Genomic DNA, 23,054 nt, shown 5'->3' with positions numbered 1-23,054 from the left:
CTGGAAACTGGATTGCTGTAGAGATTCAGTGACTACAGCAAATTCAGTTAGCCTTGGTATTTCTTGATTACTAGCGTAGCGTTTGTGCCACCAAAACCAAAACTGTTCGACATAACGGTCGTTAGCTCTGCATCGCGCTTTTCAGTCACAATGTCTAGGCCTTCAGCCGCTTCGTCTAGGTTAGCTACGTTGATGCTTGGCGCAATAAAGCTGTTGTCTAGCATAAGCGTAGAATAAATTGCTTCGTGAACACCTGCTGCACCAAGAGCGTGACCTGTCATCGCTTTGGTTGCTGAGATTGCAGGGCTGTTGTCGCCAAATAGCTCTTGGATAGCACCAAGCTCTTTCACGTCACCTACAGGCGTAGAAGTACCGTGCGTGTTTACGTAGTCGATGCTATCAACGTCTTGCATCGCCATCTTCATACAACGCACCGCGCCTTCACCTGATGGTGCTACCATGTCGTAACCATCAGAAGTCGCACCGTAACCTACGATTTCACCGTAGATTTTCGCGCCACGAGCTAGAGCGTGCTCGAGTTCTTCGATAACTAGCATGCCGCCGCCACCAGAGATAACAAAACCGTCACGGTCTGCATCGTAAGTACGTGAAGCTTTCTCAGGTGTTTCGTTGTACTTAGTAGACAGTGCGCCCATTGCATCAAACATCATTGTTTGAGACCAATCTAGCTCTTCACCACCACCAGCAAATACGATGTCTTGCTTACCAAGTTGGATAAGCTCCATTGCGTGACCGATACAGTGAGCAGAGGTTGCACATGCTGAACTCATTGAGTAGTTCACGCCACGGATTTTAAATGGTGTCGCTAGACACGCTGAGACAGTTGAAGACATTGTACGTGGCACCATGTAAGGACCAACACGCTTCACGCCTTTTGCACGCATAGTATCCGTCGCAACAGTTTGGTTTAGTGCAGAAGCACCACCAGAACCTGCAACAATACCTGTGCGATCGTTAGATACTTGCTCGTCAGTGAGACCAGCGTCTTCAATTGCTTGCTGCATTGATAGGTATGCATACGCAGCCGCATCACCCATAAAGCGCATCTGTTTACGGTCAATGTGCTCTGCTGGGTTAATTTTTAGATCACCCCAAACCTGTGAACGTAGGCCGTGTTCTTTAAACTGCTCAGACGCAGTAATACCAGATTTACCTTCTTTTAGAGACGCTAAAACTTCTTCGACGTTGTTACCGATACTTGAAACAATACCCATACCGGTGATTACGACTCGTTTCATTATGACATTCCTATAATTCAAAAATCCGCTAGATAATAACTAAGATGACGGGGAAAAGTGGTCAGCTTTCCTTTAAAACCGTACAATTACGACAATATTATCGCACATACTCACATAAATCAGACACTATGACCTCGATTACTAATGCACAACTGGGCTGGAATGATGTTGGAACCCCTGTTTCAGACCAGTTTGATGATGTCTATTTCTCTAACGTTAATGGACTTGAAGAGACTCGTTACGTCTTTCTCCACCAAAATCATCTCCCAGAAAGATGGCAAACGTATGATCATCGCCGCTTTGTGATCGCAGAAACAGGGTTTGGCACCGGTCTCAACTTTCTTGCTGTGTGGAAATGGTTCGAACAATTTCGACAAGAAAACCCAGATGCTGCCTTAAAAGAGCTGCATTTCATTAGTTTCGAGAAATACCCACTTAGCCAAGACGACTTGATTAAAGCGCATAACGCGTGGCCCGAACTGGCCGAGTATGCTCAAAAACTACAACAACACTACCCGATTGCCGTGCCTGAGTGCCATCGTATTGTACTCGAAGATGGCGCAATCACACTCGATTTGTGGTTTGGTGACATCAAAGATTGCATGCCAAAGGTTCCCGTCACTGAACATGGCTTAGTTGATGCTTGGTTTTTGGATGGCTTTGCACCGAGCAAAAACCCTGAGATGTGGAATCAAGACCTCTTTAACGGCATGGCGACACTGGCCAAACAAGAGTGTACGTGTGCAACCTTTACGGCTGCTGGATTTGTTCGACGAGGCCTGATCGAAGCAGGTTTCGAGATGAAAAAGGTCAAAGGCTTTGGCACTAAGCGCGATATGATTGCGGGCAGCCTACCGATCAAGCAAGCCAATTCAAACATCAAACCTTGGTTCTACCGTGAGACGACCCGTTCAAGTGACTCTGTCGCGATTATTGGCGGCGGTATTGCCAGCGCGACACTCGCAAAAACCCTCACGCGCCGCGGTAAACAGGTAACGCTTTACTGTCAAGACGATAGCCCTGCACAAGGAGCATCGGGCAACCGACAAGGGGCTGTGTACCCACTATTGAATGGGAGTCATGAAGGCGTATCACGCGTCTTTGCGCCAGCGTTCTTATTTGCGCGTCAATTTGTTGAACAAGCCGCAGAAACGGTTAAGTTCGATCATGATTGGTGTGGTGTCACGCAATTAATGTGGAATGAGGACGCTCAAACTAAGCTAGAAAAGATGCTAAGCGGTGACTTTGACTCACAGTTGATTCATCGTCTTGATGCAACCCAAACCAGCGAGAATATTGGCTTACCGATTGATATGGCGAGCGTCCACTATCCTCTGGGCGGCTGGCTTTGCCCTGCACAGCTGACTCAAGGTTTAATTCAAGAGATGCAAGAAAACTCAAGTCTGACAGCGCACTTCAAGACCAAAATTGAGCGTATGACTTGGTGTGAAGAGACGCAGCAATGGACACTTTCATCAGGCGAACAACAGTTTACCCACGATACAGTGATTGTGGCCAACGGTCATCAGTTCTCTGAACTAGAGCAAACCGCAGATGTTCCACTGGGGCAAGTCAAAGGTCAGGTTAGCCATATTCCTACCACTGACGATCTTCAACAACTTAAAACCGTGTTGTGTTATGACGGTTACATGACGCCAGTTAATCCGAACAATGGTCATCACTGTATTGGCGCAAGCTACGATCGTTCTCATCTAGATAACGTGTTTGATCCTGTGGCTCAACAAGAGAATGGCGACAAGCTGCGTAAATGTGTGCCGAACCAAACTTGGCCAGAGCAAGTTGATACCTCTGGTGAACTCTCTCGCCAAGGCATTCGCTGCGTAAGCCGAGACCACCTACCGTTTGTTGGCAATGTGGGTAAGCTCGAAACAATCAAACAAGAATACGCCGAGCTGCATAAGAAAAAGCCGGCACAGAACGCGATTAATGTTCCAAATCAACCCAATCTGTTCTGTCTGTTAGGCCTTGGCTCTCGCGGACTGAGTTCAGCGCCACTGCTTGCCGAAGTATTGGCCTCTCAGATCTGTGGCGATCCACTCCCATTGCCTGTTGATGTTCTAGAACAGCTTCATCCAAGCCGTATGTGGGTGAGGAAACTGAGGAAAGGAAAAGCGATTACTCAGCTGTAATTCATTCACAACAGCTCTACTCTAAAACAAAAACGGCGGCGCATTCACTTAGAATACACCGCCGTTTTTTTAAGCCTAATTAAGCCAGTTCTGCTACCGCTGATTTGAGCTGTTGAGCAATCTCTTCATTGCGTAGTGAGCCTGACTCTAAATCAAAGTTGTCGTAAAAGCTTGGTACTGAAACTGACGCTTTCACCTCTGCACCGAAGTATGGAGCAGACCCTGTTGCCGCTGCTAACACGGTTTGCGCGCCACCAGGACCAGGAGACGTCGCTAGATAAACCACTGGCTTTTCTTGGAACACGTTACGTTCAATACGTGTTGACCAATCAAACAGGTTTTTGTACGCCGCGGTGTATGAACCATTGTGCTCAGCGAACGAAACAATAATGGCATCAGCTTGTTCAAGTTCAGATAAAAACGCTTTTGCACCTTCTGCTTGACCGATTTCTTTTTCAGTATCTTCACTGAACATAGGTACTTGATAGTCATTCAGGTCTAGAACTTTTACCTCTGCGCCTTCCACTAGGTTAGCGGTGTAAGAAGCCAATGTTTTGTTGATAGACGTTGAGCTGTTTGATGCTCCAAAAGCGACAATTTTCATACTGTTTACCTATTCGTTATTCGTTTCCCGTTGTGTGATAAGAAGCATATCGTCACAGCAGAACGTCAACAAGCGCAAAAAATATAAAGGGTTGTTCGAAAATTTCGAACAACCCTTTATTGTGTTTTTTATCTATTAGAGAAGCTTATGCGTTATTCACAAGCTCTAACCAAAGATCATTGACGATGGTACGATCCGCTGGTGTCAGTTCAGATCGAGCTGCCTCTAAGCTTGCTTGGATACGCTCTTTCAGTGCATCAACATCGTTGATCCCTTCTTCTTCGCACGCCGCTGCAGATAAAGAGATATGGCCACGTAGATAGCCACCAGCAAACAGTTCGTCATCAGATGCCGTTTCGATACGTGCATCTATCAGCTCTAGCAGCTGCTCTTCAAATTCAATAATCATTTTGCTTGATCGCCTAATTCAGTTTGATTCTCAAAAAGAGCGCCAAGCTTCTCATATTGACAAACTCAACGCAAACCCTCCGTCTCACAAGGGCTGGCAGCATGGCACGCCGTGTGCACTTGCTCATATATGGACTCAGTTGAGCGAGGAATAACAAATGAAAAATCATCCACTCTTGTTACCCACTGGTTGCCTAATTTTGGCTTCAGTCTGCAGCTATTCAGTTTCAGCTGAGACGCCCTTTTCCAGCTGCCCTACGCAGGCTTTTCTTATTCAAAACCCTACCGGTACTCCAATATCATTTGGCGTCAATATTGATGTTGGTAGCTATGTTACTTTGGACTCCAACATGGGAACAGCTAAAATCAATGGTGTTGGCTACAGCAAGCATGATGATTTTATTTATGGTTGGGACTACGGTGAAGCCTCTCTCTCTCGTATAGATTCAACCTTTACCAAAACTCTGCTCAGTGTCGACAAACCAGAGGGAGCGCCTACTTCAATCTACGTCGGTGACGTCGCCTTAGATGAAAATGCTTGGTATGGCTACAGACCAAGTTACGGGCTCTATCGTATTGACTTAACAACATTTGTTATGGAGCTTTCATCACCTCCGAATCAATTTGGTAACCCTTCTATTTACGATTTGGCGTTTCACCCAGACAACAGCCTTGCCTACTCTATCGATGCCAACGGTTACTTATGGGAGATCGACGTCGCTTCGGGTACCACAAATCGACTCAATCAATTACTAGATAAAGATGCACTTGGCTACCGCCTCACCTTTGGCGCCGTCTACTTCGACGTCGATGGTAATTTCTATGCCAGTAACAATAGTAATGGCTATATCTTTAAAGTCGCCATCAACGGGGAACAGTCGACAGCCGAGTTTTTTGCCTATGGTCCTTCAAGTAATTCAAATGATGGGGCTCGATGTGCGTTGGCGCCTGTAGAACCAAGTGAGTACACCGAATTTGGTGATGCGCCTGATAGTTATAAAACCCTATTTGCCTCATCAGGTGCTCGTCATGGTCTTTCAGATCTTAAATTAGGCTCTCTCGTAGATGGTGAGACCGATGGTAGCGTTTACCCTGACAGTGATGACGTTTCAGACGGCGTGGACGATGACGACGGCATTCAGTTCCCCGTCCCTATCCAAGTAGGACAAACCAGTAAAATCATTGCGACAGCCGCAGGTACTTCAGCCGATTCGGTAATCAATGCATGGATTGACTTTGACCGAGATGGTGAGTTTGAAGCCAGCGAGATCATCATCAGTGATTTATCCATAACCGACATGACAAGAGACGTTTTTTTCACAGTACCAACCTGGGCGGTAGCCGGTGATACTTGGGCAAGATTTAGAATTTCAAACACTCCAGGGATTGGACCGAGCGGCGGCGTGCCTGCTGGTGAGGTCGAAGATTATCAAGTCGCAATCACCGAAAGCGGTGTCACCACTGAGGTTTATCCAAGTGGCGGGGGCTACACAACCTTTGCCTATGAAGATCAATACCCATTGGTCGGTGACTACGACATGAACGATGTTCTCATGAACATAAAATTCACCGAGTACCAACTTAACGACCAAGTTATTCGAATGAAGATGGAAGGGAAAATCGCTGCATTAGGTGGTGACAACCGCTCAGGCTTTGCGATTCGACTGCCAAATGTGGTGAAAGAAGACATCAAGTCTGACTCTGTTGAACTCTCAATTAACGGAGAAATCGTTTCTTGGACTGCCCTTGAAACCGATACAACGGATGCGGTGTTCATCATCCATGAAGATCTTTGGGATATCACCGAGCCCGGGGAAGCCGAGGGCTGTACTATGTTCCGCACTCAAGAGAACTGCGGAACTAACTACCGACCAATCTGGTCACTCACCTTTGCGTTAGAAAATGCGGTGGATACATCTACCATGCCTGATTTCCCTTATGATCCATTCATCTTTGCCGCACCCGGCCATTACTACGGCGATATTGGTTACGAGCTCAGCGGTGGCTACCCGGGTCGAAGTTTAGAGATCCACCTGAAAAACCAAGCACCAACCAGTAAGTTCGACGTGCGCTACAAGTCTTATGGCGTAGATACATCATCAGGTGACACGCATTATCACAATGCCAACGGACTGCCTTGGGGTATAGAAATCCCTACCACTTGGAAGCACCCGAAAGAGCAAAAAAACATACTCGAAGCGTACGAAAACTTCGCTGCCTTTTCTCAAGATGCCACAGGCCAGAGTCAGTCGACTTGGTATGTTTCGGGCAACAACGCCATTCTTTACAATGATTAGGAGATAACCTCATGTGGAATTTAAACCAACAACTGCCCGTTACGCTTATCTCTTGTTTATTATTAATCGCCTGTGGTGGTGGAGGCGGCGGTGAAGGTGGTAGCTCAACTCCGTCCGGTTCTGGCTCGGTAAGCTCGCCATCAGGACAGACTCTGAAAATAACCGATCTCGTCATCGAACATGACAATGATCTTGCCTCAATCTACGAAGTCGATATTGATGTGAGCTTGCCTCATTTGGCGGCATCACAGGTCTACATTTCGATTTGTGATAACGGTGGAGGTGGTATTGAGAACATTGACTATGAAAAGTGTATGGTTAAGTCCTCACTCAATTCTGGGTATGGGCAATACCAATTGAGAGTACCAAACCACTGTGACTCACTGATTGCGGTTGTATCAGTGATGGAGCCCGACACGCCAGCTCTCGTTTATACACTCAACCATAACAATCAAGCGGAAACCACCTGGTTGATACAGTGATAAAACCAAAACAAGCTGCACTGGGCAGCTTGTTTCTATTTCACTTCGAACTGAGCATACTCTAGTTCAGGCACTTGGTAGAAATCTCGAAGTGCATCAGAGAGCATCTTCACTCGCAGTGGGATACCTTGTTCGAAGATCTTACCCACTTCTTGGTAAACCTTATCCATAAACTTCAATCTATCGGGCTCAAAGTCGCCGTTCAGATTGTCGCAGCTAACGGTAAAGGGAAAGCCCGCACTCTTAGACAAAATCCATTCATACGCTTGTGGGCGAATCTCGACTTTCTCAAATTCCGCTTGTACTTGTTCAGTGCGGCCATCAGGCTCGTACCAATAGCCAAAATCTTCGAGTAATCGGCGTTCTGGCCCTGCAACGCACCAATGAGCTATTTCGTGCATTCCAGATGCATAGAAACCCCGAGCAAAAATAATGCGATGGTGAGGGATTGATTCGTCAGCCGGTAAATAAATCGGCTCATCACCACCTAGCTCTAATTTGGTGTTGAATTGGTCAAAAAACGTCTCGTTGAAGATCGTGATTAAGTCTTGATATTCGTGGCTCATAGCTCAAATGGGTTGTTGATGTTCTTCGCTGCCGCATTCTCGCATTTTTCGGCCAAATTGCAAATCCACACAAACTGAAGTGCTATTAGTTTAAGTTATGTGAAAAACGTTTTCGTCTTCATAAAATCTCATTCGTCACAGATCACATTTCCTACTACACTCACGCCTTAAATTTATAAGATCAATCCGCCATTTTGGGCCTTATTTGAGAAAAAAGTATGCTGCTAAGTGTTTTGTATATTATTGGTATTACAGCGGAAGCAATGACCGGTGCCTTAAGTGCTGGCCGAAGAAAAATGGATTGGTTTGGTGTGATGTTGGTAGCAAGCGCTACCGCAATTGGTGGTGGTACCGTCAGAGACATTCTACTTGGCCACTATCCATTAGGCTGGGTTAAAAACCCTGAGTTTCTTGCGATTACCTGCGTGGCTGGCGTGCTAACAACAGGACTGGCAAAGTGGGTTATTAAGCTAAAAGGTCTATTCATTCGTCTTGATGCGCTGGGTTTGATTGTCTTTAGTATTATTGGCACCAAAGTCGCGATGGGCATGGGACTTCACCCGATGATCTGTATGGTGTCGGCATTAGTGACTGGCGTATTCGGTGGTCTATTACGTGACCTGATTTGTCGTCAAACACCACTGGTGTTGCACGAAGAGCTTTACGCTTCCGTTGCACTAATCGCATCAGGCTTATACTTGGGCCTATTAGAGCTGGGTATTAATGACGTGACGGCAACACTGACTACACTGATCGTCGGTTACTTACTTCGTATGGCAGCCGTGCGATTCAAATGGCGCTTACCTTCGTTCCATTTAGAAACAGAAGGCTCACTACACTAAGCCCAGTACTCTTTCTAGAGCCAAAGGTTGATAATCTTGTAACCTTTGGCTCGGCATAGGCTTAGCTATCCAATACCCTTGAAAATAGTCGATGCCGTTCATTTTGCACATCTCAAACTGCTCTTGAGTTTCAATCCCTTCTGCAATCGTCTTTGCGCCTATACGTTTGGCAACGACCACCGCCTGACGGATAAATTCAACATCACTGACATAGCTTCGATCAATTTTCAGATAAGGTGAACGAATCTTCTCGGCTCGCTCTTGAGTAGCATAGCACGCGCCATAATCATCCAAAGCCGTCTTTATGCCATATTGTTCAAGATAAGCCTTTCCTTGAAGTATCCCTTTAAGATCTGACTCTTCAAATTCGGTAATTTCATAAACTATTTGCGAGCTAACTAGACGAAGACAACGCAGGCGAGACATTAGATGCTCAATCGAATCGCGGTTATTGGCGAGCAATGTGAACACAGAAGGAGAAACATTGATAAAGAGTTTGCTGTGACGATAAATAGTATGGGCAAGGTTAATCGAGTGAAGTTTGCCACAAAGTAAGGTGGTAATAACGTTGGCTTCGTCTCCAGGAGACATTGAAGAGAAATATTCACCAGGATTAACACTGCAACCGTGCTCATCGGTGATCCTGACTAGGCCTTCAAATGCTAAGATCTGCCCAACAGCATCTACAATAGGCTGAAAAACGCTATAGAACGTCTTACCCTGATAATAGCCATAGACAAACCCTTGCCTTTCATAACGCACAAGATTTTGAATGTAATCCATCTGAACCGAGTAAATAGACTTAAGATCCACAGTGCTCCTCCTTTTACACAGGCAGCAATGTAACAAAAACCGCTTCTGAAGAACGTAAGACTATGTAAGCTCACCGATTACTTTCGCTTACCAACTAAGCTTTGTTGCTCTAACCGAACTGTGATGAAATTTATAAAAACAACAATACAACGCTCAACCTATGACGCATACACAACCTCGCTACGCTTTTGTTTGTCCTAAACTAAAAACCCTTGCTGTCGATCATCAAGGGCAGCTGATTCATTTAGAAAGCCACTGTAAAAATGAGCTTTCAGAGCTAGCTGCACTCGCCATTGATAAAGCGGTAAAACAAAATACCCGCGTTCTATTACTCGATAGAGAAACCAACAAGCAATTAGACTTTTATAGCTTTTTGATGGTCTAAGATTTCTGATAGATATAAAAAAGCCCCGACGAATGACTGTCGGGGCTTTTTATTTATTCGTTTAACTGGTCGTTAAATTTGCGGTGTTTCTGTCGTTACACCGTGGTTTTGTCCACGATGACGAAGCAGATGATCAAGCACGACTATCGCCAGCATCGCTTCAGCAATAGGCACGGCACGAATACCAACACATGGATCATGACGACCTTTAGTAATCAGCTGAGTCGATTCGCCTTCTCTAGTGATAGTCTCACCCGGAACGGTAATGCTTGACGTTGGCTTAAGCGCAATGTTTGCCACGATATCTTGGCCGGTAGAGATACCACCTAAGATGCCACCAGCATGGTTACTCGCAAAGCCATCTGGCGTTAGCTCGTCACGGTGTTGGCTGCCTTTTTGGCTCACCACATCAAAACCATCGCCAATCTCAACACCTTTGACTGCATTGATACTCATTAGAGCATGAGCGATATCCGCATCAAGGCGATCAAAGACTGGTTCACCTAAACCAACCGGTACATTCGTTGCTACGACTTGTAGCTTGGCACCAATCGAGTCACCTTGCTTTTTAAGGTCACGAATCAATTGGTCCAACGCATCAACTTTATCAACGTCAGGACAGAAAAATGGGTTGTTTTCAATTTCATCCCAATCGACTTTATCGATCGCGACTTCACCCATCTGAGATAGGTAAGCACGGATTTCAACACCAAACTCTTGCTTAAGGTATTTCTTAGCTACAGAGCCTGCCGCTACACGCATTGCCGTTTCACGAGCCGATGAACGACCACCGCCACGATAATCACGTACACCATATTTCTGGTGATAAGTGTAGTCAGCATGACCTGGGCGGAATTTGTCTTTGATTTCAGAGTAATCTTTTGAACGCTGATCGGTATTTTCGATCAGTAGGCCGATTGAAGTACCTGTGGTTTTACCTTCAAATACACCAGAGAGAATTTTCACTTCATCTGGTTCACGGCGAGCGGTGGTATAACGAGAAGTACCTGGGCGACGGCGATCTAGGTCGATTTGAATATCCGCTTCTGTGATTTCAAGACCCGGAGGACATCCGTCGATAATACATCCTAGTGCGATACCATGACTTTCTCCGAATGTTGTCACTCGGAAATGTTGTCCGATACTGTTTCCTGCCATTACTTCCTCAAACTTTTATCGCTTAAGCACACCATTTTATGTGTACATTGCGCTTTACACTTTAATTGTTCGTAAATTCATAGTCGCCTTATTGCGGTTTGATGTAAACCCCTAAAGGGCAACTATTTTGCTTTTTAACCCGCATAAAAAACGCCAAGCCGATTTATCACTAAATCAAGGCTTGGCGTTTTATTTAATCGACGAGAGCTTCGGAATTAATCTTTGTAGATAGAAAACTCTTCTGCGTGTTCCAGCATCTGCTCACGAGTCAGCATAAATACGCCGTGACCACCATTCTCGAATTCAATCCAAGTGAATGGAATGTGCGGGTATTGCTCCATCATGTGAACCATAGAGTTACCTACTTCACAGATAAGAATGCCGCTGTCCGTTAAGTAATCTGGCGCGTTTGCTAGAATGCGGCGAACCAGTTTTAGACCATCAGTACCTGCCGCTAAACCTAGCTCAGGTTCGTGCGTGAACTCGTCTGGTAGACTATTCATGTCTTCTTCGTCCACGTATGGTGGGTTAGACACGATGATGTTGTACTTCTCTTTTGGCAGATCACGGAACAGGTCAGAACGGATAGGGAAAACTTGTTGTTCCATGCCGTGGTCTTGAACGTTTTGTTCAGCAACTTGCAGTGCATCAGTTGAGATGTCGATGGCATCCACTTCTGCATCTGGGAAAGCGTGCGCACAAGCAATCGCAATACAGCCGCTGCCCGTACATAGGTCCATGATGCGAGTTGGTTCTTCAACTAACCAAGGTTGGAATTCCGCTTGAATCAGTTCACCAATTGGCGAACGTGGCACAAGAACACGCTCATCAACGAAGAACTCAAGACCACAGAACCAAGCTTTGTTGGTTAGGTAAGCCGTTGGCGTACGCTCGTTAATACGCTTCACAACACGCTCTACAATGCGCATGCGCTCGCTGGTTGTTAAGCGAGAGTTCAAGACATGTGGAGGCACATCGATTGGTAGGTATAGCGTTGGTAGGATAAGCTGAACTGCCTCATCCCAAGCGTTATCAGTGCCGTGACCGTAAAAAAGGTTCGCGGCATTGAAACGGCTAACCGTCCAACGAATCATATCTTGAAGCGAGTGAAGTTCTGACACTGCTTCTTCTACAAAAATCTTATCCAAAATTGCCTCCGAAAAGCGCTACAATACTGCCAATTGCATTTATACATAGTAAATTTAGTCCCATGAGCAAAAAAGACACCGATATGGATGACGACTTCGCCCTTTTTAGGGATGCAGTACAAGGCGTAAAAAAGTTGTCACAGGATACCATAGTCCAGCAACCAAAAAAAAACAGTAAACAAAAAGAAATTACCCGTACTGCCCGTGAAGCAAGCGATACGGAGTTTTATTTCTCAGATGAGTTCGTTCCATTGCTCAATGCAGAGGGGCCTACCCGTTACGCTCGTGATGATGTCTCAACGTATGAAGTGAAACGACTTCGTCGTGGCGTTTACGTACCCGATGTATTCTTAGATATGCACGGTATGACCCAGCAAGAGGCCAAGCGAGAGTTAGGTTCGATGATCGCTTACTGTATCAAGAATGAAATTTCGTGTGCCTGTGTTCAGCACGGGATTGGTAAGCACATCCTTAAGCAGAAGGCCCCGCTTTGGTTGGCTCAGCATCCTGATGTGATGGCTTTTCACCAAGCGCCGCTTGAGTTTGGTGGCGATGGTGCGTTATTGGTGTTGCTCTCGATTCCAGAAAAGTAAGCTGCTCACTTTCAAGAGATTCCCTACTCACTCCTTCGTCGTTCTATGGAACGACAACTATCAAAGCCTCGTCATCCTCAAGAGTGAGGTACGAACGAGTTGGGGATCTCTTTCTGCAAGCCAGCCCTTTTAAAGACGCACTACTTCCTCAACTCCGGCGGAATAGGCAGTTCAGACGTCTTCAAGTTAGGACGCTGGCCGCCTTTTTTACGGAACTGTTTAAGTTGGAACACATAAGCCAGTATCTGCGCCACCGCGGTAAACAAGCCATCTGGAATCTCTTGCTCCAACTCCGTTGAGTGATAAAGCGCACGAGCTAATGGTGGCGCTGGGATCACATAGATATCATGCTCTCGGGCCACTTCTCGAATTTTAAGCGCCATATGGTCAGTACCTTTCGCCACAACAATCGGTGCTTTATCGGTATTTTGCTTATAGCGTAGTGCAACCGAGAAGTGCTCCGGGTTGGTCACGATAACGTCCGCTTGCGGAACTTCGGCCATCATCCGACGCTGAGCCGCTTCACGTTGCAGCATACGAATACGACCTTTGACTTCTGGCTTACCTTCCGTCTCTTTGTATTCGTCTTTGACCTCTTGCTTGGTCATTTTTAACTGATTGGCGTGTTGCCAGATTTGAAACGGGATATCAATCGCCGCCACAATCAACAAGGTACAGCTTATTAGCAGGATGAAATTAAGCAGAATATCGAGGGAATGGAAAATGTTTTGTGGGTACACATCCATACTCAGTTGAAACAAGTCTTCTCGCGCTGCGCTGATCAGATAAAACGCCATGCCCGATACTAAAGCAACTTTGAGTATCGATTTAACCAGTTCAACCCAGCTTTGCATGCCCACCATGCGCTTCAAGCCACTCAGTGGATTCATCTTAGACGCTTTAGGCATGGCGGCTTGAACCGAAAAATTCACGCCACCTACCCCTGCAGCACCCGCCACAGCAGCAATGAACAAGGTAATCAAAATAAGCAGCAATGGCATCACTAGACTGCCCACAGAACCTAATGCGATATCTAGAAGTACAACATGATCGAAAATCTCTTCTCGAGAAAGGCTAAATAAGCGCCCCATCACAGTAAATAGCGCGCGTGCGAGGCTATCGCCAAACCACATCAGGGCGATAGAACCAACCACTAACACGGATACTGACGCCAACTCTTTTGACCTTGCAACCTGCCCTTTTTCTCGGGCCTGCTGCAAGCGCTTGGGCGTGGCGTCTTCTGTGCGTTCTTGACCGTCTGACTCTGCCATTCAGCCTCCTAACAATCGAGCCTAATAAATCGGCAAATTTGCTGTTCGCCTTGTATCCAGAATAGTTCATAGTGGGTATAGAGACCGGCAACGAGATACCAGCAGATCAATAGACCTACCATCAGGGCGAAAGCAAAACCTAATGAGAAGATGTTTAATTGTGGCGCGGCACGGGTCATGACACCAAACGATAGGTTAATCGTCAGCAGTGCAATAATGCCGGATAAGGACATACTGAGCGCCACTTTAAACATAATGCCAAGCCAGAGTGCTAGCTCGCGAAAATCAACCGTAGTCAGTGAACCGGAGCCTATCGGCAATGATTTAAAGCTCATCACCACCAGCATGATCATTTTCAAATGACCATCAGTGGTCAAAAAGAACAAAGTGGATAGGAACATGAAAAGCTGACCTAACACTGGCGTGTTTTGTCCGTTAGCAGGGTCAACCATAGACGCGAAACCTAAGCTCGATTGCATACCCAGAATCTGACCGAGAATAACAAAGGTCTGAATCATGAACTGGGTGATGGTGCCCATGGCGACACCAATGATGATCTGCTCAAGCAGCGTCATGAAGCCTTGAAAAGAGAGAAGCTCGATGTTGTCTGGCACAGCTGGAATTGCGGGCATCACCGCTAAGGTAATCGCTAAACCGAGATAGAGCCTGACTCGCGTAGAAACAAAGCGCGCGCCCGTCACCGACATCACCATCAGCATAGCTGCAATGCGAGTGTAGGGCCAAAAATAGTTGGCAATCCAGTCTAGTATCAGGTTCGCTGGGTATTCCATAGGTAAGCCTAGTAAAGTACCTGAGGCATACGCTCAACCATACTGAAGAAAAACTCCATCAAGAGCTGTGTCATCCAGTGCGCAAATAGCATTAACGCCAGCAACGTGACGATCAGACGAGGAAGGAAACTCAACGTCTGTTCGTTGATCGAAGTTGCGGCTTGGAATATTGCCACCACAAGACCGATCAACAAGCTTGGGATGATGATGGCACACACCATGATAAGAACCATCCATAGCGCGTCTCGAAATAGCTCAACAAACATTTCAGGAGTCATGATTTACCTCCCGTCACAACGCAAAGCTGCCGGCGAGTGTCGACAGTATTAAGTTCCAACCATCCACTAGCACAAACAGCATCAGTTTAAATGGCAACGAGACGATCATTGGCGAGAGCATCATCATACCCATAGCCATCAAGACCGAAGCCACAACCAAGTCAATAATTAAGAATGGCAAGAACAGCATAAAACCAATCTGGAAAGCGGTTTTCAACTCTGACGTAATGAATGCAGGAATCAACACCGCCATTGAGACATCTTCCGGTGCCGTTGCTGTATCACCAGAAATATTCACAAAGGTTTCTAAGTCTTTCACTCGAGTCTGCTTAAGCATGAAATCGCGCATGGGTATTTGAGCGAGGTCGAACGCCTGTCGAGCGGAGATTTGCTCATTAATGTAAGGCTGAATCGCGCTGTCATTAATCTTGTTTAACACCGGAGACATGATAAAGAAGGTCAAGAAGATTGCGATACCGATAATCACCTGATTGGATGGCGTTTGTTGTAGACCCATTGCCTGACGCAAGATCGACATCACGACAACAATTCGGGTAAAAGAGGTCATCAAAATAACCATGGCTGGCAAAAAGCCGAGCATGGTCATCAACGCTAAGATCTGTAAATTGATCGAGTAGTCTTCGGTGCCATCGGGATTCGTGGTCATCGTGAAGGCCGGTACGCCCGCCCCTCGACCACCAACAAAACTGCCTGTCGAAATGGTGGTCGCGTTCCCTTGTTCACTTTGCATCGCCGATACCGTTACGGCATCGCCCGCTGCAATGTTGGCAGGAATAGGCGTATCTAACTCTTCTTGCGCCAATGATAGTGACGAGAACAGTAAGACTAAGCACGTCAGTATCACTGACATCAGGTTACTTATTTTTATCATTCTTTTTTAATAGCTGAGTCAATTGATTGGCAAAAGGACCGGCAGCCATCTCCTCCTGAGATAAAGGTTTATCCAGTTTTGAGATCAGTTGAATTGATTGAGCCGTTGCTCCAACCAAGAATTGTTCTTCACCCGCTTGAACGATCATAATGCGCTCACGGTTGCCAACGCTTATCTGACGAACCACGCTTAAGCCACGCTGGTTCACCATTGCAGGAACACGCATACGCTTAAGTAGCCAAGCCAAAAATAATATGAAGGCAATAACGAACAAGAGCGACCCAAAAGTGGTCGCCCAGTCTAATTGGCTGCCCGGTGTGGCAGCCAGTGCGGATGGTGATATCAAAGCTAGTAAGAGCAATAAGGACTCTTTAACTTTAAATCTCATACAGTCCCTTACTCTATCGAAGCTTCTTAATGCGTTCAGTTTGGCTGATAACGTCCGTCAATCGGATACCAAACTTGTCGTTGACGACAACGACTTCACCGTGCGCAATCAAAGTACCGTTAACTAAAACGTCTAACGATTCACCCGCCAAACGTTCCAGTTCGACAACCGAACCTTGGTTAAGCTGCAGTAAGTTACGAATGCTGATTTGAGAACGTCCGACTTCCATTGAAATGGTCACTGGAATATCGAGAATCGTATCAAGCTTACGGCGCTCATCTTCTGAGATCGGAGAAGAGGTATCTTCCAGCTCATCAAGCTGAGCATTCATTACTTCATCAACATCAATGCTCGGTGCACTTGGATCTTCACCTAACGCAGCAGCCCATTCGTCTGCCAACTTTTGGTCATCACTCGGTTCCATACCTATTACTCTCTTAATCTTCTATTTCGCCATCGTCTTCTTCAAGCTCGGAAATTACATCTTTTCCAAGGAAGGCGATATCGGTTTTCACCACATCTGGGCGTTTAATTTCTTCTGACACTTGTATTGCAAGGTTTTCACCAGAGCGGCCCATCTTCGTTCTAAACGTAGGCAGCTCTTCAACAAACATAGTCGCATGTTCTGGCATGGTGATTGGGATGATATCTCCTGGTTGGAGTTCCATCAGATCACGCAGAGAAATATCTTGCTCTAACAATTCAACGCGGAAGTTAACGGGCACATCCATGATTTCTTCACGCAGTGCGGTACTCCAACGAACGTCCGTCTCCATCTTATCTGACTGGACACCAGCATCAAGAAGCTCACGAATCGGCTCAACCATTGAGTAAGGCATAACCACGTGGAAATCACCGCCACCGCCATCGACTTCAATATGGAACGAACTCACAACAATCACTTCTGTCGGGCTGACAATGTTAGCCATACTCGGGTTTACTTCAGAATCGAGGTATTCGAACTCAACCCCCATGACTGGAGACCACGCTTCTTTGTAATCTTCGAAAACGATCTTCAATAACAATTGAACGATTCTTCGTTCAGTTGGCGTGAACTCGCGACCTTCAATTCGAGCATGGAAACGGCCATCGCCACCAAAAAAGTTTTCTACCAAGATAAAGACCAGACGAGCCTCCATCGTGATAAGCGCGGTACCTTTTAATGGGCGGAAACGCACCATATTCAGACTGGTCGGAACGTACAATGTATTTTGGTACTCACCAAACTTCATCATCTGTACGCCGTTAATCGAGACCTCTGCCGTTTTACGCAGCATATTAAAAAGACTGATTCGCATATGTCGTGCGAAGCGCTCGTTAATAAGTTCCAAGGTCGGCATTCGACCACGGACAATACGATCTTGAGATGAAAAATCAAACTCTACTGTATTGGCATCCGAGGCAACAATCTCGTCTTCTGCCTCATCAACATCATCTACCCCGTGTAACAGGGCATCGATTTCATCTTGACTTAATAGATCGGTCACTTAGCACCTACTGGATTACAAAGTCGGTAAACAGCACACGTTCAATAACAGGCTGACCTACGGCTCGGGTTAAACTCGCTTTGATATCGTCTGTCGCTTTATTACGTAGCTCTACACGACCATTTACACTACGAAGTTGATCAACGGTTGCTGACGCAAAGGTACTTAATAGTGAGCTTTCGATAAGTGGAGAGTGGTAACGCGCTAGGTTTTCATTTTCGCTACCACGAACCATTAGCTGTACTTTGATTTGCACTAAGCGATCTTTTTTATCGCCCGTCACATTGAATAGAAACGGCTGAGCAATGTTAACGTACGCGACAGGATCTGTCGGTGCGGCGACCTCTTGTTGAGATGCTTGCGCTTCTTGATTCGGCTCATCGGAACCCATCAAGAAAAATGCTGCACCGCCACCGCCAACCAATAAGACTACGACAGCGATAATAATGATCAGTAATTTACCTTTACCTTTCGGCGCTTCCGGTTCGACTTCTTCGACTGCCATAACTCAACGTTCTCTTTTTGTTTAATTTTATAGTTTAAGCGTAATAGCTAATTCCATCACGCTTTGAGGCGACATTCAAATCAAGATTGATGTCTGCTTCAAGGTTTTCTTCGCCTAAACCGTTTTGAGTGTTGCTACCTTGACCATTTTGGCCCTGCCCTGCATTTGCATAGCCTTTTTGTTGCTGACCAGACGACTGCTGCTGTACGGAGCTATCGTTGAGCTGCAACCCTTGTTGAGCGAGCATTTCTCTCAATCTTGGCATCGATTGTTCAATCACATCACGCGCTTGCTGGTTCGCAACGGTGAAATGCACAGTTGCACCATCACCATTCATGTTCATGCGAATCTGCATTCTACCAAGTTCTGGTGGGTCTAGGCGAATATCTATATTTTTTAAGTTCTTAGACATCATCATCTGAACCCGTTCCGCCACCTGCTCACTGGCCATTTCACGAGTCAGTTGCAAAGGGGCTTGCGCGGCCACTTGTTCAGGTCGAGCTTGGCCAAGTGTATTGGTTCCCTGAATACCGGCTGCTTGCGAAAGCTGCTGCGCAAATTGGCTATCTTGGCCCGGCTGAGTCTGCTCAGAACCTTTAACAAGCTGACCAATAGAACCGGCCGCTTTAGCACCCATTGCCGCTTTCAATAGCGCTTGATCTTGTGCAAGTGCGACATTAGGTGCTGCAGCCATATTTTGCATTTGCATCGCACTGAGGTCAGTAGGCATTGCAGCGACACTCTGAGTGGCAGCTTGAGGTTGCAATGCATTAGCCGCAGCTTGTGCTTGCTGGTGACTTAAAGCTTGATGTACCGATTGAGCCAATGCAGCCTGTTGAGCTTTGGGCGCTGTTTCACCTTTGAGCACAACATCATCGTTAACCGGCGCATCTGCACCACTTGCAGCCCAAGGAATCGCTGCAGCAGCGACTAGAGCAGGCTCAGAAACGGAAGCAGCAGCTTCGGCTTCTAAAGTGCTCAGTTCACCTTGAATCGTTGAGTTTTGTACTCGTTGAGCTTGTTCGGTTTTGTCTTTGCTATCAGTGGCGGTTTTAGGATTTAATTGCGTAACGGCAGCAGAACCCACCGTGGCAGCCGCAATCACCTCGGCCTCCCCCTCATTTGGGCTGGCGACAGGTTTCTCGCCATTCAGAGGCGCTTGATCTTTCACTTGCTGCGGTGAGACTTCTGAAGGTGTTTCTGTTGATTGAATAGACACGGCCTCGCCTTTGATTGCCGCCGCAGTGGTTACAACCGCTGCAGCTTCACCATCAACCGGTTTCGCGGTTTGCGCTTTCGCATCCGCTACTGAAGCCTCATTGGTTGGTTGCTTCTCAACAAAAGCGGCCACCGATTTTGGCACAGCCACTTCTTCTCCTTCGCTGTTTAGCACAACCTTAGTTTCTTGCGGAGCTGGCTTTTCAGGCGCTGATTGTTCATTTTCGCCGTCAAGCTGCTGAACAGATTTAGCGGATGCCGCAACAGCTACTTCACCTTCGTTGCCTTTCACTGGTTTTACGTCAGTCTCTTGAGGCAATGGCTTGCCGTCTTTAGGTTTTAAGGCATTGTTGGATTCGTTCAGGCGCTGCAAGACTTCATCATTTTCTGACACGATCTTACTAGCAGATTCGGTATTTTCTGGCTTAACAACTTGCTCATTTTTGGTCGTCAACGTTGAGGCCTCAGCTTCTGGCTTAGCTGATTTCTTGTCGCTATCTAGTGATTTAACTTCCGACTCAGAATCGAGTATTTCGTCAGTGCTCTGGCTTTTAGTCGAGGCAAATTTAACATCCGAAGATTCGGACTCAACGTCCGAGACAGCTTCGCTATCTCCTTCATTTGTCGACTTTTTCGTCGCCTCGACTTCACCCTCTGCTGGCTTGTCACCAGAAATCATGGCGGCAAGTTTTGAGAAAAAACCTCCTGACTCAGAAGCTTCTGATGTTGCTTCTTCTCCTGAAGCTACGCTCTTTGCCACTTTAGGGCTGTCTGAAACCGATGATAGGTTGATATTCATAGAAGACTCACTCAATGTCGCTTTGAACGATGACGCTCAAACCAGTAAATGCCAGATAAATTGCCCACCAAAGGAACAGCGGCAATATGATTAAAAAGCAAAAAGTGAGCCAAGTTGATAAGATTTAGAGAGAAATAAACGGTTTACTGGGAGAGTCGGCGGGAAAATTGCAGTGTTGAAAACTCATCCATTAGCTTTTGCTCTCGTTGATTTTGCAGCTTTTCTTTCTCGGTTTGCTTCTTCTCGATAAGCCATTCGTAAGAGCGTCTCTGCTTACGGCACTCTAGCCAGTTTTGCTCACAGCTTTCGACTTGGCTCTTAAAGTGGTCTTCCGCTTGCTTTTGCTTTGCTAAGGTCTCATCAAGCGTGGTTAAGAATCGATTCAAATGTGAGTATTGGCTAGCGCTCAACCCTTGCTGACCACGGTCAATCAATTGCTGACAGTAGTCCATTCGATATTTCTCTATCTGTTCTAACTGTTGATAATAACCGTCCAGCTCAGTGCGAGCTTGATTAAGCGCCATCACAGCTTGATTCTCGCGTTCTTTAACCTGTTCTAACAAAAACTCCAATGCGTTTTCCATCAGCGATTACTCCCCATGCAGCAGTCGGCTGAGCATGTTCACACACATCTCATAAGGGACTGTCTCTTTCATCGTTTGCTGCAAATACGCATCTAGCTTAGGTTTGATAGTAAACGCGCCATCAATAGCAGGGTCGGTACCGGGTTTATAAGCACCAATGGACACTAAGTCTTGGTTTTTACGACAGATTGATAGAACTTGGCGTACCGCTTTCGACATTAAGACATGCTCTTCAGAGGTGATCTGCGGCATAACACGACTGACCGATTTCTCAACATCAATGGCTGGATAATGACCCGCATCCGCCATTTCACGAGACAGAATAACGTGTCCATCGAGAATCGCACGGGACGCGTCAGCAATCGGGTCTTGCAGATCGTCACCTTCCGTTAAGACGGTGAAAAAGGCCGTTATCGAGCCTTGGTCAGGACTGCCGTTACCGGCGCGTTCAACCAGCGCTGGCAGCTTGGCAAATACCGATGGCGGATAACCTTTAGTTGCCGGAGGTTCGCCTACAGAAAGGGCAATTTCACGTTGAGCTTGAGCAAAACGCGTTAAGGAATCCATCAGCAATAGAACATCTAAGCCTTGATCACGGAAGTACTCAGCAATCGTCAGTGCCGTTTGACAGCCTTTCAATCGCATCAGCGGTGAAGAGTCGGCAGGCGCAGCAACAACGACCGAGCGCTGACGTCCATCGACACCGAGAATCTCTTCGATAAATTCTTTAACTTCTCGTCCACGTTCACCAATCAGACCGACCACGACAACCTGTGCAGTTGTCCCTCGGGTCATCATACCAAGTGTGACAGACTTACCGACACCCGAACCCGCAAATAGGCCAATACGCTGACCTTTACCCACCGTAAGCAGGCCGTTAATGGCTTTAATGCCGACATCAAGGGGTTCGGAAATCGGTTTTCTTGCAAGAGGGTTGATAGGTTCAGCATTGAATGACGCGCGCTTTTCGGTATAGATAGGGCCGAGGCCATCAAGTGGGTTACCCACACCATCGATTACGCGGCCAAGCAGTTCCATACCCACAGGTAAACCAACTTCGCCTGTCATTGGGGTGACTTTGGCACCGGGCAAAATACCCGTAATTTGTTCACTCGGCATCAAGAAGAGATTATCGCCAGAAAACCCCACAACTTCCGCTTCCATTTCCCCTTGCATGGTTTCCACTTTACATAAGCTGCCAATTGGCGCTCGGCAACCTGTCGCTTCAAGAGTTAGGCCAACAACACGAACGAGCTTACCGGATGCAACCGGTCGGCAAGTCAGGCCATGAGAGGTATATTGAGAAAGGCGTTCAGCAAGGGCGAGCATCAGTCACCACCTTGATGGCGATTAACTCCGCAAAAACTGTGAATGACACTACGGATGCGATCTTCCATGCGATAGTTAACACTCGACTCACCCGCTTCAATTTGGACATCACCACGATTAAGTGCAGGCTCTGCCGCCAGTGTCCAATTTCTAAATTCAAGCTCTTGTGCCCCGTAAGATGAACGAATGATTTCAACGTCATCTGGGTGAAGTTTTAAGGTGATAGCATGGCCGGAAATCGGTAAAGACTCGACCGATTGCTTGATGGTATCTAAGACAACTTGAGGATTGGTTTGAACTTCAACATGAACCACTTCTTTGACCAAAGCGAGTACCATGTCGACAAGCTGCTTTTCAACTTGTGCGTTCATCAGCTCTAGAGGTTGAGCGAATTGGTTAGCTAAGCCAACAAAGGTTTGCACCTGTTGTTGAATAAACTCTTGGCCTGCAGCAACACCTTCAATCTTTCCGGCTTCAACGCCTTCTTGGTGCCCTTCTTCTAGGCCTTGTTCTTTACCTTTTTCATAGCCTTGCTTAAAACCCGCCTCTTGGCCTTGGTGTAAACCTTCCTGATAAGCTTGCTGCTTGATCAGTTCAATCTCTTGTTCCGTTAGCTCAACAGGTGCGTCATCTTTAGTAGGCTCGGCAACCGGCATCCAGCTAGGGTCGTAGTTCATCGCAGTATCACGCGCCTTTTTGTGGGTCTGCGCCGTATAATCAGGCATACCCCAACGCTCTGGTTTTTCAACCAGTTCGTCATCATCTAGACGTAAAAAACCACGCTTTCGTTCCCCAGACATAGATACC

Annotated in this window: 25 protein-coding genes; 6 read left to right on the top strand and 19 right to left on the bottom strand. The window is 46.6% G+C overall.

Annotated features, from left to right (window positions below):
* Positions 1–47: 47 nt before the first annotated feature.
* Positions 48–1,259, bottom strand: coding sequence for a beta-ketoacyl-ACP synthase I (gene fabB, locus EJ063_RS13485; protein ID WP_126574799.1), 1,212 nt, complete (start codon positions 1,257–1,259; stop codon positions 48–50).
* 128 nt (positions 1,260–1,387) lie between these two features.
* On the opposite strand from fabB, the gene mnmC reads away from it, so the two are divergent.
* Positions 1,388–3,409, top strand: coding sequence for a bifunctional tRNA (5-methylaminomethyl-2-thiouridine)(34)-methyltransferase MnmC2/FAD-dependent 5-carboxymethylaminomethyl-2-thiouridine(34) oxidoreductase MnmC1 (gene mnmC, locus EJ063_RS13480; protein WP_126574797.1), 2,022 nt, complete (start codon positions 1,388–1,390; stop codon positions 3,407–3,409).
* Positions 3,410–3,488: 79 nt separating this feature from the next.
* On the opposite strand, the gene EJ063_RS13475 is transcribed toward mnmC, so the two are convergent.
* Both EJ063_RS13475 and EJ063_RS13470 read right to left on the bottom strand, forming a co-directional pair.
* On the bottom strand, positions 3,489–4,013 hold the full coding sequence (locus tag EJ063_RS13475) for an NADPH-dependent FMN reductase (protein WP_126574796.1): 525 nt from the start codon (positions 4,011–4,013) through the stop codon (positions 3,489–3,491).
* Between the two features lie 145 nt (positions 4,014–4,158).
* Positions 4,159–4,422, bottom strand: a complete 264-nt coding sequence (locus EJ063_RS13470; RefSeq protein ID WP_126574795.1) for a YfcL family protein — start codon at positions 4,420–4,422, stop codon at positions 4,159–4,161.
* 157 nt (positions 4,423–4,579) lie between these two features.
* On the opposite strand from EJ063_RS13470, the gene EJ063_RS13465 reads away from it, so the two are divergent.
* Together EJ063_RS13465 and EJ063_RS13460 are read left to right on the top strand one after the other, a co-directional pair.
* Complete coding sequence (locus EJ063_RS13465) at positions 4,580–6,718, top strand: LruC domain-containing protein (RefSeq protein ID WP_126574794.1); 2,139 nt, start codon at positions 4,580–4,582, stop codon at positions 6,716–6,718.
* Positions 6,719–6,729: 11 nt separating this feature from the next.
* On the top strand, positions 6,730–7,200 hold the full coding sequence (locus EJ063_RS13460) for a hypothetical protein (RefSeq protein WP_126574793.1): 471 nt from the start codon (positions 6,730–6,732) through the stop codon (positions 7,198–7,200).
* 35 nt (positions 7,201–7,235) lie between these two features.
* On the opposite strand, the gene EJ063_RS13455 is transcribed toward EJ063_RS13460, so the two are convergent.
* Positions 7,236–7,766 (bottom strand): elongation factor P hydroxylase, encoded by a 531-nt coding sequence (locus tag EJ063_RS13455; protein WP_126574792.1) that lies wholly within the window; start codon positions 7,764–7,766, stop codon positions 7,236–7,238.
* A 218-nt stretch (positions 7,767–7,984) separates the two neighbouring features.
* Here EJ063_RS13455 and EJ063_RS13450 point away from each other — a divergent pair, with 218 nt between their 5' ends.
* On the top strand, positions 7,985–8,608 hold the full coding sequence (locus EJ063_RS13450; RefSeq protein ID WP_126574791.1) for a trimeric intracellular cation channel family protein: 624 nt from the start codon (positions 7,985–7,987) through the stop codon (positions 8,606–8,608).
* Here EJ063_RS13450 and EJ063_RS13445 read toward each other — a convergent pair.
* Positions 8,600–9,421, bottom strand: coding sequence for an EAL domain-containing protein (locus tag EJ063_RS13445; protein ID WP_126574790.1), 822 nt, complete (start codon positions 9,419–9,421; stop codon positions 8,600–8,602). The two genes, EJ063_RS13450 and EJ063_RS13445, sit on opposite strands and share 9 nt — an antisense overlap.
* Positions 9,422–9,581: 160 nt before the next feature.
* Here EJ063_RS13445 and EJ063_RS13440 point away from each other — a divergent pair, with 160 nt between their 5' ends.
* Positions 9,582–9,806 carry a hypothetical protein gene (locus EJ063_RS13440; protein WP_126574789.1) on the top strand — a complete coding sequence of 75 codons (225 nt, stop codon included), beginning with the start codon at positions 9,582–9,584 and terminating at the stop codon, positions 9,804–9,806.
* A gap of 72 nt (positions 9,807–9,878) precedes the next feature.
* Here the strand turns inward: EJ063_RS13440 and aroC are convergent, their stop codons facing one another.
* Both aroC and prmB read right to left on the bottom strand, forming a co-directional pair.
* Positions 9,879–10,964 carry a chorismate synthase gene (gene aroC, locus EJ063_RS13435; protein WP_126574788.1) on the bottom strand — a complete coding sequence of 362 codons (1,086 nt, stop codon included), beginning with the start codon at positions 10,962–10,964 and terminating at the stop codon, positions 9,879–9,881.
* 215 nt (positions 10,965–11,179) lie between these two features.
* Positions 11,180–12,112 carry a 50S ribosomal protein L3 N(5)-glutamine methyltransferase gene (gene prmB / locus EJ063_RS13430; protein WP_126574787.1) on the bottom strand — a complete coding sequence of 311 codons (933 nt, stop codon included), beginning with the start codon at positions 12,110–12,112 and terminating at the stop codon, positions 11,180–11,182.
* Positions 12,113–12,174: 62 nt separating this feature from the next.
* On the opposite strand from prmB, the gene smrB reads away from it, so the two are divergent.
* Complete coding sequence (gene smrB, locus EJ063_RS13425) at positions 12,175–12,705, top strand: endonuclease SmrB (protein ID WP_126574786.1); 531 nt, start codon at positions 12,175–12,177, stop codon at positions 12,703–12,705.
* A gap of 140 nt (positions 12,706–12,845) precedes the next feature.
* Here smrB and flhB read toward each other — a convergent pair whose 3' ends face one another.
* From flhB to fliH, 12 genes are all read right to left on the bottom strand, one after another.
* Complete coding sequence (gene flhB / locus EJ063_RS13420) at positions 12,846–13,976, bottom strand: flagellar biosynthesis protein FlhB (protein WP_126574785.1); 1,131 nt, start codon at positions 13,974–13,976, stop codon at positions 12,846–12,848.
* Positions 13,977–13,984: 8 nt separating this feature from the next.
* Positions 13,985–14,767, bottom strand: coding sequence for a flagellar biosynthetic protein FliR (gene fliR, locus EJ063_RS13415; protein ID WP_126574784.1), 783 nt, complete (start codon positions 14,765–14,767; stop codon positions 13,985–13,987).
* Positions 14,768–14,775: 8 nt separating this feature from the next.
* On the bottom strand, positions 14,776–15,045 hold the full coding sequence (gene fliQ / locus EJ063_RS13410; protein ID WP_126574783.1) for a flagellar biosynthesis protein FliQ: 270 nt from the start codon (positions 15,043–15,045) through the stop codon (positions 14,776–14,778).
* Between the two features lie 13 nt (positions 15,046–15,058).
* Positions 15,059–15,937, bottom strand: coding sequence for a flagellar type III secretion system pore protein FliP (fliP, locus tag EJ063_RS13405; protein ID WP_126574782.1), 879 nt, complete (start codon positions 15,935–15,937; stop codon positions 15,059–15,061).
* Positions 15,921–16,325, bottom strand: coding sequence for a flagellar biosynthetic protein FliO (gene fliO / locus EJ063_RS13400; RefSeq protein ID WP_126574781.1), 405 nt, complete (start codon positions 16,323–16,325; stop codon positions 15,921–15,923). Before fliO ends, fliP begins: the two co-directional genes overlap by 17 nt.
* A 13-nt stretch (positions 16,326–16,338) precedes the next feature.
* On the bottom strand, positions 16,339–16,749 hold the full coding sequence (gene fliN, locus EJ063_RS13395) for a flagellar motor switch protein FliN (protein ID WP_004413260.1): 411 nt from the start codon (positions 16,747–16,749) through the stop codon (positions 16,339–16,341).
* A 13-nt stretch (positions 16,750–16,762) separates the two neighbouring features.
* Positions 16,763–17,812: a flagellar motor switch protein FliM gene (gene fliM, locus EJ063_RS13390; protein WP_126574780.1), complete on the bottom strand. Its 1,050-nt coding sequence runs from the start codon at positions 17,810–17,812 to the stop codon at positions 16,763–16,765.
* A 7-nt stretch (positions 17,813–17,819) separates the two neighbouring features.
* Entirely contained in the window at positions 17,820–18,317 is a 498-nt protein-coding gene (gene fliL, locus EJ063_RS13385; protein WP_126574779.1) for a flagellar basal body-associated protein FliL, read from the bottom strand.
* A gap of 34 nt (positions 18,318–18,351) precedes the next feature.
* Positions 18,352–20,334, bottom strand: a complete 1,983-nt coding sequence (locus EJ063_RS13380) for a flagellar hook-length control protein FliK (RefSeq protein ID WP_126574778.1) — start codon at positions 20,332–20,334, stop codon at positions 18,352–18,354.
* Between the two features lie 143 nt (positions 20,335–20,477).
* A complete protein-coding gene (gene fliJ / locus EJ063_RS13375; RefSeq protein WP_126574777.1) occupies positions 20,478–20,918 on the bottom strand; it encodes a flagellar export protein FliJ in 441 nt (146 codons plus the stop codon).
* A gap of 6 nt (positions 20,919–20,924) precedes the next feature.
* On the bottom strand, positions 20,925–22,247 hold the full coding sequence (gene fliI, locus EJ063_RS13370; RefSeq protein WP_126574776.1) for a flagellar protein export ATPase FliI: 1,323 nt from the start codon (positions 22,245–22,247) through the stop codon (positions 20,925–20,927).
* On the bottom strand, positions 22,247–23,047 hold the full coding sequence (gene fliH / locus EJ063_RS13365) for a flagellar assembly protein FliH (RefSeq protein ID WP_126574775.1): 801 nt from the start codon (positions 23,045–23,047) through the stop codon (positions 22,247–22,249). Before fliH ends, fliI begins: the two co-directional genes overlap by 1 nt.
* Between the last annotated feature and the right edge of the window lie 7 nt (positions 23,048–23,054).

The organism is Vibrio aquaticus, from assembly GCF_003970385.1.
Taxonomy (GTDB): Bacteria; Pseudomonadota; Gammaproteobacteria; order Enterobacterales; family Vibrionaceae; genus Vibrio; species Vibrio aquaticus.
Note: the sequence above shows the minus strand (reverse complement) of the source record. Positions and strands in the feature narration are given on the sequence as shown.

Excerpts from the sequence above, each read along its gene's own strand:
- EJ063_RS13470 (WP_126574795.1), bottom strand. The coding sequence starts at position 4,422 with ATGATTATTGAATTTGAAGAGCAGCTGCTAGAGCTGATAGATGCACGT.
- EJ063_RS13455 (WP_126574792.1), bottom strand. The coding sequence starts at position 7,766 with ATGAGCCACGAATATCAAGACTTAATCACGATCTTCAACGAGACGTTT.
- fliR (WP_126574784.1), bottom strand. The coding sequence starts at position 14,767 with ATGGAATACCCAGCGAACCTGATACTAGACTGGATTGCCAACTATTTT.
- EJ063_RS13380 (WP_126574778.1), bottom strand. The coding sequence starts at position 20,334 with ATGAATATCAACCTATCATCGGTTTCAGACAGCCCTAAAGTGGCAAAG.
- EJ063_RS13465 (WP_126574794.1), top strand. The coding sequence starts at position 4,580 with ATGAAAAATCATCCACTCTTGTTACCCACTGGTTGCCTAATTTTGGCT.
- fliQ (WP_126574783.1), bottom strand. The coding sequence starts at position 15,045 with ATGACTCCTGAAATGTTTGTTGAGCTATTTCGAGACGCGCTATGGATG.
- EJ063_RS13460 (WP_126574793.1), top strand. The coding sequence starts at position 6,730 with ATGTGGAATTTAAACCAACAACTGCCCGTTACGCTTATCTCTTGTTTA.
- fliI (WP_126574776.1), bottom strand. The coding sequence starts at position 22,247 with ATGCTCGCCCTTGCTGAACGCCTTTCTCAATATACCTCTCATGGCCTG.
- fliJ (WP_126574777.1), bottom strand. The coding sequence starts at position 20,918 with ATGGAAAACGCATTGGAGTTTTTGTTAGAACAGGTTAAAGAACGCGAG.
- EJ063_RS13440 (WP_126574789.1), top strand. The coding sequence starts at position 9,582 with ATGACGCATACACAACCTCGCTACGCTTTTGTTTGTCCTAAACTAAAA.
- smrB (WP_126574786.1), top strand. The coding sequence starts at position 12,175 with ATGAGCAAAAAAGACACCGATATGGATGACGACTTCGCCCTTTTTAGG.
- fliP (WP_126574782.1), bottom strand. The coding sequence starts at position 15,937 with ATGATAAAAATAAGTAACCTGATGTCAGTGATACTGACGTGCTTAGTC.
- fliH (WP_126574775.1), bottom strand. The coding sequence starts at position 23,047 with ATGTCTGGGGAACGAAAGCGTGGTTTTTTACGTCTAGATGATGACGAA.
- fliL (WP_126574779.1), bottom strand. The coding sequence starts at position 18,317 with ATGGCAGTCGAAGAAGTCGAACCGGAAGCGCCGAAAGGTAAAGGTAAA.
- fliO (WP_126574781.1), bottom strand. The coding sequence starts at position 16,325 with ATGAGATTTAAAGTTAAAGAGTCCTTATTGCTCTTACTAGCTTTGATA.
- fliN (WP_004413260.1), bottom strand. The coding sequence starts at position 16,749 with ATGGAACCGAGTGATGACCAAAAGTTGGCAGACGAATGGGCTGCTGCG.
- EJ063_RS13475 (WP_126574796.1), bottom strand. The coding sequence starts at position 4,013 with ATGAAAATTGTCGCTTTTGGAGCATCAAACAGCTCAACGTCTATCAAC.
- aroC (WP_126574788.1), bottom strand. The coding sequence starts at position 10,964 with ATGGCAGGAAACAGTATCGGACAACATTTCCGAGTGACAACATTCGGA.
- EJ063_RS13450 (WP_126574791.1), top strand. The coding sequence starts at position 7,985 with ATGCTGCTAAGTGTTTTGTATATTATTGGTATTACAGCGGAAGCAATG.
- flhB (WP_126574785.1), bottom strand. The coding sequence starts at position 13,976 with ATGGCAGAGTCAGACGGTCAAGAACGCACAGAAGACGCCACGCCCAAG.
- fabB (WP_126574799.1), bottom strand. The coding sequence starts at position 1,259 with ATGAAACGAGTCGTAATCACCGGTATGGGTATTGTTTCAAGTATCGGT.
- mnmC (WP_126574797.1), top strand. The coding sequence starts at position 1,388 with ATGACCTCGATTACTAATGCACAACTGGGCTGGAATGATGTTGGAACC.